A 15,608-nucleotide genomic window follows, 5' to 3' on the forward strand; every position below is an offset into this window, starting at 1 on the left:
AAGAAGAAATTTATAACATCAGTTACTGGAAAAAGCAGGAGTATTGAATTATTGATTGAAAAAGATCAGTTACCTGAATTTAAGTAGGGGCAACTGATCAAAATATATGTGAAAGAGTACTAGCACCTAGCACCTAGCACCTTAAAACATTTAATTACGCGATATAAAACACAGCTACAATTTTGCTAACTTGCTAACTTGCTAACTAACCCCTAAAACCAGTTACTTTGTTTTCGATCATTGCGCTATAAGGTACTCAAATCTATACTTTTTGTATCGATCTTGATTAACAATATCAGCACTTTATAAGCGAATGGAAAATCTGAACATAGCCATGGCTGGGCTAACCGCCATTATCCTTTTTATTTTTGGGCTTGAGAACTTTTCTCGGGAAATTGAAAGTATATCGGGGGAGCGCTTTCGTAAATCATTAAGTCGCGCGACTAACATTCCTATTTTGGGGGTGTTAATTGGTGCTGTGGTGACGGCCTTTATTCAATCGAGTTCTGCGACGTCGGTGATCACGATAAGCTTGGTAAATGCGGGGGTGTTAACGTTTAAAAATAGTGTCGGTATTATTTTTGGATCAAATGTGGGCACTACGATAACGGCTCAGCTGGTGGCTTTTAAGCTGACGGTATTTGCTCCTGTGATTATTATTATTGGCTTTTTTCTGTCGCTGACTCGCAATCGCTTTTCTATTTTTGGTAAGGCGATTTTCTATTTCGGTTTTGTCTTTTTTAGCCTTAACCTGATTTCATCATCACTTGCACCATTACAAAACAACCCTGCATTAATTGAGATTTTAACTCAGCCGCAAAACCCACTTTTAGCGATTTTAGTGGGCTGTGTATTTACTGCTATGGTGCAGTCGAGTTCGGTGACTACAGGGCTTGCCATTGTTTTTACTCAGCAAGGTATTTTGGGGCTTGAGAACGCGGTACCCATTATTATGGGGGCGAATATTGGTACCACAGCAACTGCAATGATCTCGGTGTTTGGTATGGATATCGCAGCAAAGAAAGCAGCGCTGAGCCACCTGTTGTTTAATGTGGGTGGGGTGCTTTTATTTCTGCCTTTTATTTTATTGTTTGGTGATAAGTTAAGTGAAATTACGCTTGATCCCGCTGTCGCACTGGCAAATATTCATTTTATTTTTAATGTGGTTGCCAGTTTAGTTTTTATTGCTTTTGTTAACCCCTTTACGCGCTTTGTCGATTTTCTGCTTGGTGAAGGAAAGATGGACTTTGAGCGCCTTGAATTGCCGACTTACCAAGAGGATGAAGAGTTTCAGCATGTCGTCGATAAGTTAGAGTCAGGTAACCAACAGCTGCTTAACTTCTTAAAAGAAAACTATAATCAGGTCACGCTGAGCTTAGAGACCAACTACAAAGGTATTCAAGATACTGCACAAAAGCGTTTGGAATATGCCAGTTTTGTTGAGAAGGAATACATCACTTATTTCACTACTATTGTTAGTAAAATCAATGATGAAGAGCAGTCACGAGAGTTAATGCTGCAAATTAACCGCTTTGATTATTTGTTCCAAATTCATGATTCCATCATTGATCTGTTTGAAAGCAAGCGGATTATGAATGAACAATTTATAGAATTAGAAAGCGATATTTTGATTATGATCCGCGAACTTTCGAGTGATACGCTGACCTTGTTCACCCATACCAGCGAGAATTTAGAACAACCTAAAAATGACGAAATAGATAAAGCAGCTAGGTCGTTGCAACTGCATCTGAATCAGGCGCAGCGTAAGTTATTAATGCTACTTGCTGATACCAACAGAAAAGATGCCGGTACGCTGACAAATTTCGTCACCTATTCTCAGCGCCTCAAAGATAAACTGCTGAACTTACATAAAATGTATTCACGTAAGAATGCCGAGTTGTAAGTTGGGTAGAGCGGAGCGAAACTCGATAAGTTAGCGAGTTTCGAGGGGAAAGAGTAAAGGGGGGAAGGGAGCTATCAGCTTTCATCCGTCAGCTATCAGATTGAAAGTTAGCGAGTTAGAAAGAGTAAAGGGGAAAGTTTACTCGCACCTCGCACCTCTCACCTCGCATCTCGCATCTCACCCCTCTTTTACTCCTAAAATCTAATAATTTGTACTTAAAAAACGCACAAAAGTTAAATTAATGTAAATTTATTCTTGCTTTCGTACCTGTTTGGTCTATGTTTTTGGTCGGAGGTCACTCCTCCAACCTGATAGATAGAATGACAATCAACAGGAACACACATGAAAATAAAAACACTCTCACTAGTGCCAGCTTTAATGTTGGCAGCGGGTATTAGCCACAGTGCTTTTGCTGCGCAAGGAGTCGCATTTGTGCACGGTACAGGCCAGCAAAGCGATGCGTATAATGACTATTGGACAGGCAGTTTTGTCGACACAGTTCGCCAGGGATTACCAAACAGTAGTAATTACACGGTCATTAATTGTGACTTTGATCAATACATGTGGGCAGATGCAGCATCTGGCTGTTTAGCAGGGCAGCTCACTACATTTATCAATAATAAAAACATCACAGATTTAACTCTGATCACCCATTCTAACGGTGGCAATGTGGTGCGTTGGATTTTATCTAACCCAACATGGGATAGCCGTTATCCAAATATTATTAGCAAAGTCACGCGTACTATTGCTCTGGCTCCTTCAAGTGGTGGTACGCCGTTGGCTGATGCGGTTATTGCGGGTAATTCGTTCGAGCAAAGCTTGGGTTGGCTTTTAGGTTACGGCAGCGATGCAGTAAAACAACAACAAGTATCTTGGATGGAATCGTATAACGCACAGTGGCTGTATGGCACACCGAACCGCCCAAGTTTACCGTCTCAATTCGAAACCGTGGTGGGCAGTGATGTTGAATCAGCGGTATGGGATAGCGACAGCTATTGTGGCGGTTATCAAAATCAAGTGGGCCTTGAAGTAACGCAAAACTGGTTAGATAGCTGCTCAGATGGCTTTTTAAATTGCAGTTCTCAGTCGTTAGCTGGGGTGGTGTGGTTTACCGATAAATCACGAACCCAAGGTGGTGAGCCTTTGAGTCATCAGCAAAGTCGACGTAACTGTTTTGGCTTGCCAAACATGCTTAAAAACCGAATTTAGGAGCCTGCTATGATTAATAAGTTAACCACAATTGCAGCTGCAATAGTGCTTGTAAGCACAGCCGCAAATGCTAATGAGCAAACGGTTTATCAATTCCCTCAAGTTCAACCAGCATCAAGCGCTCAACTACAAACACTTGAAAAAGACAGCGTTGAATATTGGCAGAAAGTATCGGGTAAAGAGCTTAAGCGTGGTGTGCCTGTCTTTGTAAACCAAGCTGATAACTTTATTCGCATTGCACCAAAAGCACGCTTTGATAGTGGCGAAGTATTTAAGCCTCATGGCTTACAGCTAGATAAACTGTCGGTGCGAGATGACAGCTTTAGACAAATGCCAATGCAAGCCATGGTTGCACGTGAGCAAATGGAAAATGCAGGATTTAGCGATGGTAGTGTTGGGCTAAAGCTAGGTCAGGTAAATGGCAAAGCAATGTTAAGAACAAGCCAAGCGCTGAACGATAATGACACCTACTTGCTGCATGTGATTGAAAAAGGCTCGAGCAATGCTTTACATGCTAAATCGCAGTTTAAAGTGAAAGATCAGCAACAACGTGTTGCTATGCAGCTTAGTATGGGTAAAAAGCGTTTTAAAGATAGTGATGTGAAGTTAACGCTTTCAAGCCCTGATGGCGAAAAACTAGATGTACGTTACGAAAATGGTGAAGCCGTATTTAATTACCCGCTTGAAACCTTAGGCGCAATAAATGGTTACTATGAGCTTGAAGCCAGTGTAGACACTAAAGTGAATGGCCAAACGGTAAAACGCTCTATAAAAATGCCGTTTGTGCATAGCTCACAAACCATTAGTATGGATAAAGCCAAAGTCACTGCGCTTGGCAATAATAAATACCAAGCTAGTGTACCGGTGCAAGTGACCGATTCAGGCCGTTATGCCATTCGTGCAACCTTAACTGGCAAAGGTGATAAAGGTGAGCGCATCAAACTGGCAACGGTTGAAGTAGCAAAACAGATTGATAGCTACGGCAGTTTCACCATGCCTTTTGCAGTCACTCAAGCAGCCAAAGCCCCATATGAGCTGGTGGATATAGAGCTTACCGACCAAACGCGAATGTTAAAGTTTGCGGGAGAGTAAAAGGTAGCTCTTATTGTATGTTGGGTGGAGCTGAGCGAAGCCCAACAAGTTAGTGAGTTGCTAGGGGAGTAGCTATCAGCTTTCAGCCGTCAGCTATCAGAAAAGTTTGCGAGATCGAGTTGTAGGCGTTTTTACGCCGAACCCTGTGGTTCAATTTGTTTTGCACAAAGAGAAGAGAATGAGTAACCCAACAAAACCACCAAATTTGTTTTTAATAATACCTCTAAAGCGCAGCGTCTCTTATTACTCTTTGTGAGTATTACTTTCTCTGTGTAGCGCGAAGCGCCTCGGTGCTCTCTGTGGTTCAATTCGCTTTTCACAAAGAGAAAAGAATGAGAAGTAAATGAGATAGACCAAAAGAGTATTTTGGTTTTTCTTCTAAAGCGCAGCGTCTCTTATCCTCTTTTTGAATATTATTTTTAAATGCTGTTTTTCTCAGTGTAGCGCGAAACACCTCGGTGTACTCTGTGGTTCATATACTTTGAAAATAAAAATATGCTCAATGTGAATTTGAACTCAAACAAATATCTGTTTAATAGGTTGTTTTTGTGTTTATTATAGAAATTAAACAATAATAAAGTTTGAGCTGTATGCTCACCAAGGACGGTTATGCCAGATATGTATTTTGGAATGCTTGCCAATTTAGGCGTTGTTCTATTACTCGTTTTAATTTTAAGATCACTCAATAAAGTAACTATAAACCTAACTTGGTTGCTTGCAACTCTCTTAATTCTATTTTGCTATTTCTTAGCTTTATTCAAAGGTAAAGAGCTCATTTCCTTAGATTTACTCTTTACAGATCTCAAATGGAATTGGTCAGGTAAAATTGTCGCTATTACTCTTTGGGCTTTGGTTTTGGCTATATTAGCAGCATTTAAAAATGACTTTAAAATCAAGGATGCTGGTTTTACTTTTAGGCAAAATAAAGGCTCTATTAAGCCTGCGCTCGTTGTTTTAACCCTGTTTGTTGTGTTGCAGATTATTGTAACGCTTAGCTTTGGGAACGGACCAAATTACGATTTTGAAACGCTACTCTATCAAGCTCTTATTCCTGGGTTAGATGAAGAACCAATGTTTAGAGGGGTTTTATTATTTTGTTTTTCGTTGGCTGTTGTTTCATCGCGCATTAACTTTTTTGGCTCGCCAATAAACATTGCAGGGTTACTTTTGGTTTTATTATTTGGTCTAGTTCATGGGGTTATGTATATCGATGGTGAGTGGCATTTGTCTGCATTTAGAGTCGTATTAACTGGGAGTTATGGATTTATTTTGCTGTGGTTAAGAGAGCGTACTGGTAGCCTTGTTTTTCCAATTGTAGCGCACAATATGGTTAACTTTGTTGGGCAGTTAGTTTAGTGCTTGAACGTAAAGGAAATATGTCATTAAGTAGGAATGTTGGCTTGATGGGAAAGTAATGGCAAAATTGTGTTTTAAAAAATGGAAACTTAAATAATGGATTATAATCAGCCACTTTCGAAGCACTCCCTAGATTTAAACCTGAGCGACCGAGTTTGGTTTAGGTATTCAACTTTCTATAAAAAGCCAGTATTGCAGGCTGATTCTAATACAAAACTAAAGTCGCTACCGGGCCTAGCTGTGCTGTCGGGCGGAGCTGAATTTTTATTTTTCTTTATGACTATCGCTATTGCTGTAATGAGCCTAGTGCTTCAAGAAACGATGCAGCCGATACCTGCTTTTGTAACTTGTGTGAGTTGTTATCTTTGTGTATTTGTTATCAAGCGAATTGTGATTTATAACAAATTTGGATTTGGTCGTAAGTGGGTTATGAGTATATCTAAAGACTCACTCGAAATAGATAGGCAAGCAATAGAGGGTAAAGCTTCAAAAGTTTTGCAAATCGCTAAGGAAGATATCAAAGAGATCATTTTTAATTATACTTTTCACGGTAGAAGTGGTCATATTGTGAACGAAAAAACGGCCAATTTACACGCTTGTGAAATTCATCAAAAAAGTGGCGATGTTGTTACGCTAGATAGTATGCGAGTAGGTCTTTTTGATGTGCTGTATCTTTTAAAATTCCACGAATACCCGCTACTATTCAGAAGTACAACTTCGGGCGGTGCAGGTAATATAGTTATTTTGATTATGCGGTTAATTTCTCTTTCTGCGATCATTTCGGCTCTTGTAATGTTGGCATTTAATTTAAAGTCATAAAGGTGAGTTTTTTGTATGGCTATCAGCTGGTAGGTTGGTTAGAGCGGAGTGAAACCAAACAAGTTAGCGAGTTGCTAGGGGAAAGGAGCTATCAGCTTTCAGCCGTCAGCTATCAGACGAAAAAGTTAGCGAGATACGAGTTATAGGAGGCGTTTTAACGCCGAACTCTGAGGTTCAATTTGTTTTTGCACAAAGAGAATAGAATGAGAAGTGAATGAGTAACCCAATAAAACCATCAAGTTTTTTAATAATTCCTCTTAAGCGCAGCGTCTCTTATCCTCTTTGTGAATATTATTTTTAAACCCTACTTTTCTCTGTGTAGCGCGAAGCGCCTCGGTGTTCTCTATGGTTCAATTTGTTTTTGCGCAAAGGGAAGAAAACGAGAAATGAATGAGTAACCAATAAAACTATTAGTTACTTTCCTCTAAAGCGTAGCGTCTCTTATTACTTTTTGTGATTATTCAGTGGGTTACGCGATATAAAATCGCAGCTACATTTTGCTAACTCGCAACCTGTGTCTCTAGACCCTTTCACCTGTATTCTTTTACAATGCATAAAATGACTTAATTTAGAGAATGCGTTGAACTACTTGGCTCACCTTTATTTAGCACAACCGACGGCTGATTCACATTTTGGTAATTTGCTGGGGGACTTTGGTGGGCGTCGATATTCAGCACAGTTACCCAATGCGGTTAAAAATGGCCTTGAAAATCATTATTTGGTTGATAGGTTTACTGACTCACATCCCCTTGTAAAAGAGGCTAAGCAGTACTTTTCGCCAGCACGTAAACGCTTTGCAAGTGTCGCCATTGATGTAGCGTTCGATCACTTTCTTATTCAGCATTGGCAGCGCTTTAATGACCAACCATTGGCTGATTTCAAACAGCACAGTTATGGGCTTTTAAATGCCAGGCAAGCCATGATGCCTTCACGCATGCAGCAAGTTGTGACCAGTATGACCAACAATGATTGGTTTAAAGAATATGAAACCCTCGATGGGGTCGGCCTTGCCCTTGATAACATCGCCAAGCGTATTCGTTTTGCCAACAACTTTGCAGGAGCCGCTGACGATATAGCCCGCCACTACCAACAGTTAGACGCGGTGTTTTTAGCGTTTTTCCCAGAGCTGGTTGAACATGTGAAGCAAATGGGAGTGGAAAAGCTAAAGCTTTAAGCCGGTAGGTTGGGTAGAACGGAGTGAAACCCAACAAGTTAGCGAGTCGCAAGGGTAAAGAGTAAAGGGGAAAGTTTGCGAAATACGAGACGTAGGAGGGGAACGTCCAACTGGTAGCAGCGGGTTTACCCCGCGTAATTTACTGTTTATTTCTATGTAACGCGAATCGCCTCGGTGTACTATGTGGTTCAATTTATTTGTTGCGCAAACAGCTTAATGGAAGTGAAAAGGGAGATAATTCTTCCCTAAGACTCAGTGTTTATTAATGGAAAAGTGTTCGCAGTTACAGTTATTATTACAATTGCTTTTTAATATACTGTAATTGCTTTTTGTGCCGTCTCTTATGCCTTTTAATAACGAGTGAGCTAGTTTTAAGTAGCTTACTAAAGAATAACAGTGCTAGTAATAAGTTAAGCAAAATAAAAAAGCTTGATAACTTTAAACCATTAACAGATTGGGCATAAAGGTCAGTGAATAAAATTATAAAAAAAGTAAAAAGTGATATTAAAGTCGCTGTAATAACCAGCCCTTTAAAAATTTTTATGACCCAGGTTTTTCCAAGAGATAAAAGTACACCCAGTGTTATACATGTACAAATTCCAGAAAAGAAAATTATTACTCTAGGAGTCAAATCTTTAAAGGATTCATAAGGCCAAAGAACCATTAATACTAAGAACGCAGCTGATGAGTAGCTAAAAACACTAGCAACTATAGATATAGCGCAAGTTAAAATGTATTTTAACTTTGGGACGGAGTCACTTAAGGGTAGATCTTCAGCCTTCACTTTCTAAGCTCTCATATACACCAATTGCAATTCCTTTTATTTCACCGTTATATGCACTACCGGTAAAAGCAAGTGCTGCTGCGACAGAATCACGTAAACGCGTTCTTAGTTCATTGTTTATTTGTATATTATTAAACCTCTTCGGAACAATATTACTTCTCATCATTTTTTTAAGCATTTTATTAGATATCCCTGGTACCTTAAGCCTTATTATTTCTTTAGTAATCCGGCTTCTTTCTTGTCTGCTTTTACTTGATAATAGTTGTCTAAAGCTCACACCGCTAGAGTTTGCTATCTTGAGAGTTCTTACTGCGATAGCACTAGCAGCTGTAGCTCCAGCTAAAGAGATATAGTCTAGTGCCTTGATTGTGTTTACATACCAGTCCTCAGAATCTAGCCAATCATTAAATTCTGGAGAATACTTTTCAGCACTACTTCTCAGTATTCCGTTTGCACATTGGAGTGTTGTTGCAGATGCAGCGCTAAAGGATAAAACAGAGACTACTGCACTGCTACCAAAAGATATTGGGGTAGCTAAACCAGAGGCGACAAAAGCAACCCAAGAAATTATTGCACCAGTACACGCAAAAACTGTCCCTGTAACTTCAGATACGAATCTACTTTCTCTAGGGTTAACCGAGCTATGTCTAAGTTCGTTTGTAAAATCGCTTTTGTTTATATGCTTTGGTGGTTCTCTTAGAATTACATTTACAGGATTTAGACGGCATATAGGTTTGAACTCCCTAAGAGTAACTACTGTAAAATTTTCATCTATATATATAACACCAGCGCCAGAGAGCTGGATATCCTTGTCTATTTCTTCAAATAACTTTTTTTGATCAAGAAAAAAATTTAGTTTGGTTTTAAGTTGCTTTTGCTTAAAACTATCCCTGTTTAAAATATTCACCTGTTATTCCTTTAAAAGGTTTAATATAGGTGGTCATGGTCTAATTAAATAAAACGTTTGTCAATAATAAGGGAACGGAATTGTTTTTCACTTAACTAATAGTTAAAGATACATTTTTTGGTTGAAACAGATTGTTCATCACTTCTTTTCTGCAGAAGCTCGTATTTTTATTTTCTCCTTGTAGCGCGCAGCGCCTCTTTCCTCTTTGTGAAAATCACCCCACTGCGGTTTACAAACAGATTTACCTCTTACTTTAAAATATGAAATGGCTGATATCTTGGCTACTTGTTGCGGTTATATAGTGGTTTATCGATAGATAAGTAATCTCTTAGGCGCTTAAAAGCTCGTTATTTAACTGAGCTGAACTACCTTTTGTAAAGCAAGTAAGCCTTGAATGAATACTTACCTCAATCGCAGTACCTTGAACATAGCAATGTAATGTAGCAACCGTGAGGGAACAATAATGAGCAAACCCATAATTGCAGCCGTTTCGCCGAAAAAAGTCACCTTAGAGCAGGGGCAAGAATACTATTTTTGTGCCTGTGGGCGTTCTAAAAACCAGCCATTTTGTGATGGCTCACATGCCGGAACCGATTTCAAACCCAAAGCATTTACAGCAGAAGAGTCGGGCGATGCCTATTTATGCCAATGTAAGCACACTGCCAATGCGCCGTTTTGTGATGGCAGTCACAAACAATTTGATCAAAGCCAAGTTGGTCAAGAAGGGCCTGGCGTGCAAATTCAAGCCTCTGATTCGCCAGTTGCTACAGCAACCAAAGAGGAACCCACCGTTGAGCTTATCCATCAATTAGCACGTGAAGGATTATCTAAGCTTGGCCATCATGGCCCTATGGTGTCGATGGGCGTGCCACGATATCAATTACCTAAATGGGATGATTTACAGCTAATGGTGGCGCAAATGGCAACGCAACCTTTAATGGAAGATGTTGCTGTTAATACTGAGCTTGTGATTGGCCCGCGAGCGAAAAAGCCATTAAAGCTGGCTATTCCATTATTTGTTTCTGATATGAGTTTTGGAGCTTTATCTGAAGAAGCTAAAGTATCTTTAGCAAAAGGAGCAGAACTTGCTGGCACAGGTATTTGTTCGGGTGAAGGGGGTATGCTTCCTGAAGAGCAGCAAGCCAATTCACGGTACTTTTATGAATTAGCAAGTGCAGGCTTTGGTTATAGTGAAGATAAATTAAAGAACGTTCAGGCCTTTCACTTTAAAGGTGGACAAGGCGCAAAAACGGGTACTGGTGGGCATTTGCCGGGCAATAAGAATGTTGGGAAAATCTCTGAGGTTAGAGGAATTGAAGCGGGTACTTCGGCGATTTCACCACCAACATTTAAAGACTTACACAGTGCGGCCGATTTCAAAAAGTTTGCTGACAAAGTCCGCGAAGTAACCGGCGGTATTCCAATCGGGTTTAAACTAAGTGCTAATCATATTGAGGAAGATATTCAATTTGCGCTCGATGCGAGTGCCGATTACATCATTCTTGATGGTCGTGGAGGCGGTACAGGCGCAGCCCCTGAGATCTTTAGGGATCATATTAGCGTACCGACTATTCCTGCACTTGCCAGAGCAAGAAAGTATCTAGATGAACAAGGTGCAAGTGATGTTACTTTGATCATCACTGGTGGTTTACGTTTACCAATTGATTTTGTAAAAGCGCTTGCGCTTGGTGCCGATGGGGTGGCGATATCAAATAGTGCAATGCAAGCAATCGGCTGCGTTGCTGCGCGTATGTGTAACACCAATAACTGCCCTGCAGGGATTGCGACACAAAAGCAAGATTTACGTCAGCGCTTAAATATTGAAAAGTCAGCAAATCAATTAAAGAACTTTTTTGAAGCGTCAACTGAGTTAATGTCGGTAATGGCTAGGGCATGTGGTCATGACTCTTTAGCTAAGTTTAATGCTAATGATCTAGCAACATGGCACAAAGGTATGGCGTCGTTATCTGGCGTTAAGTATGCAGGTGTTGGAATAAGTTAGCGAGTTAGAAAGAGTAAAGTTAGCGAGATACGAGACGTTTCAACGCTGAACTGGTAGCAGCGGGGGTTACCCCGCGTAATTTACTGTTTATCTCTGTGTAACGCGAAGCGTCTCGGCGTTCTCTGTGGTGCAACTTGCTTTTGCACAAAGAGAAGTGAATGAGTAACCCAACAAAACTATAAAATTTGTTTTTTAATAATACCTCTTAAGCGCAGCGTCTCTTATTCTCTTTGTGAATAATATTTTTAAACCCTGTTGTTCTCTGTGTACCGCGAAGCGCCTCGGTGAACTCTGTGGTTCAATTTATTTATTGCACAAAGAGAAGTGAATGAGTAACCCAACAAAACTATAAAATTTGTTTTTAATAATACCTCTTAAGCGCAGCGTCTCTTATCCTCTTTGTGAATAATATTTTTAAACCCTGTTTTTCTCTGTGTAGCGCGAAGCGCCTCGGTGAACTCTGTGGTTCAATTTATTTATTGCACAAAGAGGAGATAATGAGAAGTGAATGAGAAACCCAATAAAAACTATTAGTTACTTTCTTCTAAAGCGTAGCGTCTCTTATCCCATTAATCGTCTGGGCCTTTTAGGGTAAATACTAAATGCCTGCGCATGTCTTTTAAAATCACGCCTTTTTTAAGCATTGCGCCACTTAGGCGTTTTTGCCACTTTAATAGCTCTGGGGTCGCTGCATCGAGTGTTTGTTGGTTTTCAAATTGAAAACATAAAAGCAATGAGCCTGGGAATAAGTGGTATTCCACATCAAACCAGCATTGCAACATGCCTTCAAGTTCTGTGCGACCTTGCTCTTCAAGGGCGTCGGCAACATTTAATACAAGGGCTTGCTGTTTTAATTGTACTTTAGAAAGCTTTTTCATGTAAAAACCAAAATCGAGTCGAAAAACAGATTATACCTAAGCTTTACGCTTGGCGGAATGCATTACGCCAGTCTCGCGGTGATAAACCAAACTGAGAGCGAAAATGATGACGTAAAGTAACAGATGAGCCAAAGCCGCATTGCTCGGCTAAATGTTCTAATGGTAAATCAGTTGACTCAAGAAGTCGCTGTGCGTGGTTTAAACGTTGATTTAACAGCCACTGCCCAACGCTCTGTCCTGTAAGCGATTGAAAGTGGCGGGTAAAGGTGCGTCGGCTCATGTGCATTTGCTCTGCGAGTGTGTCAATCGTATGGTTGCTAGCTAAGTTTTTTTGCATCTGTTCAAGCAAGCTTGCTAAACGCTCATCAGCAACATTTTGCGGGACGGGTAGGGCAATAAATTGTGTTTGCCCCCCAGTGCGATACGGCGCAGTTACCATCATTCTGGCAATAGCATTAGTTTGCTCGCTTCCTAAAAATTTGCGAATTAAATATAAGCAACAATCAATGGCTGCCGCTGTTCCTGCCGATGTATATAGCCGATTATGTTCAAGGTAAAGTACTTGATTGTTAAGTTTCACTTTTGCAAAGCGCGCTTTGAAGTCATCGCTGTATGCCCAGTGGGTGGTTGCTTCAATATTATCTAAAAGCCCAATGTGCGCTAACGCATAAGCGCCTAAACAAAGCCCTACAATTATAGCGCCACGGCTATGCGCGTTTAGCAAACTGGTTGCTAATTCTTTAGAGGGGGCTGTTTCAGGTGATGGCCAAGACGGAATAATTATAATATCTGCCTGATCAAATTTTGTTATTGAGTGGTGCGCTTGAATATCAAACCCCGCACTAGAGGGCATTACCTGTTCGAATTCGCTGCACACTGTTAAATTAAATTCTTTGATACCAGCTGAGCGAGCGCCTTCACCAAACACCATGCATGGTACTGCAAGGTGAAATGGGCTGATATTTGGAAATGCGAATACTGCAACATTCATGGTAAAGCCTTATCAAACACTTTGGCCCAATATTATCGATAAATGGTGTTTGGGTCACTGTTTGATACGTTAAAAATTCAGCAAACTAGGCGTCAATACAATGAAAAAGGGTTTATACAATGACAAACACAGCATTACTAATAATCGACTTACAGAATGATTACTTTGAGGATGGCGCGTTTCCTTTATGGCAGGCTAAACAAGTAAAAGATCAGCTCGTCGATGTGATAAAACAAGCCACAGAGCGCGGAGTTTTACCTATTCATATTCAGCATGTTGCTGATCCTTCTCAGGGTTTAGCGCCATTTTTTAATGAAGGTACAGAAGGTGTTGATATTCATCCTGATATTTTAAATGCAGCACCAGAAGCCCCTGTGGTTGTAAAACACTATGCAGACAGCTTTCATCAAACTAATTTAGAAGATGTCTTAAAGCAGCATGGTATTAAAAAACTTTTGATCGCAGGCATGATGACGCAAAACTGTGTGACTCATACAGCTATCTCAGAGCAAGCTAAAGAGTACGATGTGGCAGTTTTAACGGATGTGAGTACAACAGTATCTGAAATGCTACATTTAATCGCACTAAATGCGCTTGCCCCACGAGTAAAACTGCTAGACGCAAAGCAAGCCTTGCTTAGTTTGCAAAGTAATTAATATTTGCAAAGGCCGAAATAACATCTTTGGCAAATGCAATACGGGGGTGCTTTAGTGCCCCTTTGTTCCAAACTAAGTAAATTATGTTTTCTGGGCCTTCGGGTCCTAGTTGCACAAGCTCCCCGGCTTTTATCTGATCGCGACAAAGGTAATCGGGTAATACAGAATAGCCAATGCCTGAGCGAATAATATTGCTAATAGCACGTATGTCTGGGCAAATAGCAATGACGTTTGAGTGGCATTTTGCGTTGAATACAGCTTCAAAGTATTGTCTTATCAAAGGCAGCTCTTCATCATAAGCAACGACATTGTAGCTAGAGAGTAAATCTGCGGTAATGGTGCTGTCTTTGATTTCTCTTCCATGTAGACGGTTCATCACCAAAATTAACTTTTCTTTGTCGAGCACTAGGCTATCAAATAGTGCTGGATCAGGCGCTGATGCGGCAATAGCAATATCTGCAGTACCTGATTGCAATGCGTCAAAAATACTTACCTTATTACCAATATGCAGAACAAGGTTCACATTGCCAGATTGCAGTAAGTTGGCAATTTGTGGCCCTGACACACTACTAATATATTCGGCAGGTCCTGCGATATTTATAGTGCCATGTGCGGCATCAGAACGTGCCCGTATCGACATGATCTTTTGCTCTAATATATCGATATGACCAGAAACCTGCAGCGCTAAATCATGTGCCGCTGCGGTGGGGGTAACACCGCGGGCTTTACGCTCAAATAAAGATTTACCAACTACAGCTTCCATTGCTTGAATGTGTGAGGTCACCGAAGGCTGAGATAAGCCTAAATTAGCCGCTGCCTTCGTAATATTTTTACAACGATAAACTTCAACAAAGGTTTTTAATTGCGTGAGATAAGACATGTAAATGTACGAGCCATAAATATTCTGATTGCTCCTCTTAATTTATCCGAATTCTACTCGCCCCGCAAACCAACTATGATGGCTGCACTTTCTAAGAGGATGAGTTATGAAAAAGATATTACAGCGACTAACGCTTGTTGCTGCATCAACTATGTCGATGTTTGCAGTGGCGGGTGAAGGTGAGGTGTTGGTTATTTTATCAAGTGAAACAACAATGGATTTAGCTGACGGTCAGAGTATTGAAACAGGCTACTACCTAAATGAGTTTGGTGTGCCTGCGAAAGCATTGGTCGATGCGGGTTATGAGCTTGTACTTGCAACACCCAAAGGTAATGCGCCTCAAGTAGATAAAAAATCAGTGAGTACCGACTACTTTGATGGTGATGAAGCTAAAATGCAGAGCATTCAGCGTTTTGTAGCATCGCTACCAGATATCAAAGATACCGCAAGTTTAAGCGAAATTTTAGCGGGTGACTTAAGCCAATATGAGGCTGTGTTTATCCCAGGCGGCCATGCGCCTTTAATTGATTTAGCAAACAACCCAGAAGTGGGTGAGATTTTGCGTCATTTTAATAAGCAAGGTAAACCAACAGCGGCAATTTGCCATGGCCCAATTACGTTGTTGTCGGCACAAGTTCAGCCAAATTCTTATTATCAAGCGATAAAAGATGGCGAAAAAGCATCAGCCAATAACTGGATTTATGACGGCTATAAAATGACTATTTTTTCAGACCCTGAAGAACGTGTTTTTGAAAGCAGTTTAGAAGGTAAAAAGCTTAAGTTTTATCCAGCTATGGCAATGGAAAAGGCCGGTGGAAATATGGCATTCGCTAGTGAGTGGCAGCCTAATGTGGTTGTTGACCGCGAACTCATTACGGGGCAAAACCCGTTTTCAGATAAATTATTAGCAGAAAAGCTTTTAGAAATGTTAGCTAAGTAAATTAGCTAATTAGCAAT

At 40.5% G+C, this 15,608-nt stretch carries 14 protein-coding genes; 9 read left to right on the forward strand and 5 right to left on the reverse strand.

The features are described from left to right. The first annotated feature begins 313 nt into the window (after window positions 1-313). The 6 genes from NFU46_RS13020 (at window position 314) to NFU46_RS13045 (ending at window position 7,553) form a co-directional block, all read left to right on the forward strand. Window positions 314-1,903: a Na/Pi cotransporter family protein gene (locus NFU46_RS13020; protein WP_175078621.1), complete on the forward strand. Its 1,590-nt coding sequence runs from the start codon at window positions 314-316 to the stop codon at window positions 1,901-1,903. A 342-nt stretch (window positions 1,904-2,245) separates the two neighbouring features. Continuing rightward, entirely contained in the window at window positions 2,246-3,112 is an 867-nt protein-coding gene (locus NFU46_RS13025; protein WP_251602395.1) for a hypothetical protein, read from the forward strand. A gap of 9 nt (window positions 3,113-3,121) precedes the next feature. Then, complete coding sequence (locus tag NFU46_RS13030; RefSeq protein WP_251602397.1) at window positions 3,122-4,204, forward strand: DUF4785 family protein; 1,083 nt, start codon at window positions 3,122-3,124, stop codon at window positions 4,202-4,204. Window positions 4,205-4,813: 609 nt separating this feature from the next. After that, window positions 4,814-5,560 (forward strand): type II CAAX prenyl endopeptidase Rce1 family protein, encoded by a 747-nt coding sequence (locus NFU46_RS13035; protein ID WP_251602399.1) that lies wholly within the window; start codon window positions 4,814-4,816, stop codon window positions 5,558-5,560. A 96-nt stretch (window positions 5,561-5,656) separates the two neighbouring features. After that, a complete protein-coding gene (locus tag NFU46_RS13040; RefSeq protein ID WP_251602401.1) occupies window positions 5,657-6,379 on the forward strand; it encodes a hypothetical protein in 723 nt (240 codons plus the stop codon). A 580-nt stretch (window positions 6,380-6,959) separates the two neighbouring features. Then, on the forward strand, window positions 6,960-7,553 hold the full coding sequence (locus tag NFU46_RS13045) for an ACP phosphodiesterase (RefSeq protein ID WP_105181193.1): 594 nt from the start codon (window positions 6,960-6,962) through the stop codon (window positions 7,551-7,553). Window positions 7,554-7,848: 295 nt separating this feature from the next. Here the strand turns inward: NFU46_RS13045 and NFU46_RS13050 are convergent, their stop codons facing one another. Together NFU46_RS13050 and NFU46_RS13055 are read right to left on the reverse strand one after the other, a co-directional pair. Next, window positions 7,849-8,337, reverse strand: coding sequence for a hypothetical protein (locus tag NFU46_RS13050; protein WP_251602403.1), 489 nt, complete (start codon window positions 8,335-8,337; stop codon window positions 7,849-7,851). Beyond that, the gene (locus tag NFU46_RS13055; protein ID WP_251602405.1) at window positions 8,327-9,244 is read right to left on the reverse strand and encodes a hypothetical protein; all 918 of its coding nucleotides are present in this window, start codon (window positions 9,242-9,244) and stop codon (window positions 8,327-8,329) included. Before NFU46_RS13055 ends, NFU46_RS13050 begins: the two co-directional genes overlap by 11 nt. Before the next feature lie 463 nt (window positions 9,245-9,707). Between NFU46_RS13055 and NFU46_RS13060 the strand changes: the two genes are divergently transcribed. Then, window positions 9,708-11,246, forward strand: coding sequence for a glutamate synthase-related protein (locus NFU46_RS13060; protein ID WP_251602407.1), 1,539 nt, complete (start codon window positions 9,708-9,710; stop codon window positions 11,244-11,246). A gap of 569 nt (window positions 11,247-11,815) precedes the next feature. Here the strand turns inward: NFU46_RS13060 and NFU46_RS13065 are convergent. Both NFU46_RS13065 and NFU46_RS13070 read right to left on the reverse strand, forming a co-directional pair. Next, window positions 11,816-12,124 carry a hypothetical protein gene (locus NFU46_RS13065; RefSeq protein ID WP_251602409.1) on the reverse strand — a complete coding sequence of 103 codons (309 nt, stop codon included), beginning with the start codon at window positions 12,122-12,124 and terminating at the stop codon, window positions 11,816-11,818. 43 nt (window positions 12,125-12,167) lie between these two features. Continuing rightward, the gene (locus tag NFU46_RS13070; RefSeq protein WP_251602411.1) at window positions 12,168-13,115 is read right to left on the reverse strand and encodes a GlxA family transcriptional regulator; all 948 of its coding nucleotides are present in this window, start codon (window positions 13,113-13,115) and stop codon (window positions 12,168-12,170) included. A 119-nt stretch (window positions 13,116-13,234) separates the two neighbouring features. Between NFU46_RS13070 and NFU46_RS13075 the strand changes: the two genes are divergently transcribed. Continuing rightward, window positions 13,235-13,771 carry a cysteine hydrolase family protein gene (locus NFU46_RS13075; RefSeq protein ID WP_251602413.1) on the forward strand — a complete coding sequence of 179 codons (537 nt, stop codon included), beginning with the start codon at window positions 13,235-13,237 and terminating at the stop codon, window positions 13,769-13,771. Here the strand turns inward: NFU46_RS13075 and NFU46_RS13080 are convergent. After that, window positions 13,752-14,651, reverse strand: a complete 900-nt coding sequence (locus tag NFU46_RS13080) for a LysR family transcriptional regulator (protein WP_175082684.1) — start codon at window positions 14,649-14,651, stop codon at window positions 13,752-13,754. The genes NFU46_RS13075 and NFU46_RS13080 overlap by 20 nt on opposite strands. A gap of 106 nt (window positions 14,652-14,757) precedes the next feature. On the opposite strand from NFU46_RS13080, the gene NFU46_RS13085 reads away from it, so the two are divergent. After that, the gene (locus tag NFU46_RS13085; RefSeq protein ID WP_062564996.1) at window positions 14,758-15,591 is read left to right on the forward strand and encodes a type 1 glutamine amidotransferase domain-containing protein; all 834 of its coding nucleotides are present in this window, start codon (window positions 14,758-14,760) and stop codon (window positions 15,589-15,591) included. Window positions 15,592-15,608 lie beyond the last annotated feature (17 nt).

The organism is Pseudoalteromonas sp. NCCP-2140 (genome assembly GCF_023708065.1).
In the GTDB taxonomy this organism is placed as follows: Bacteria; Pseudomonadota; Gammaproteobacteria; order Enterobacterales; family Alteromonadaceae; genus Pseudoalteromonas.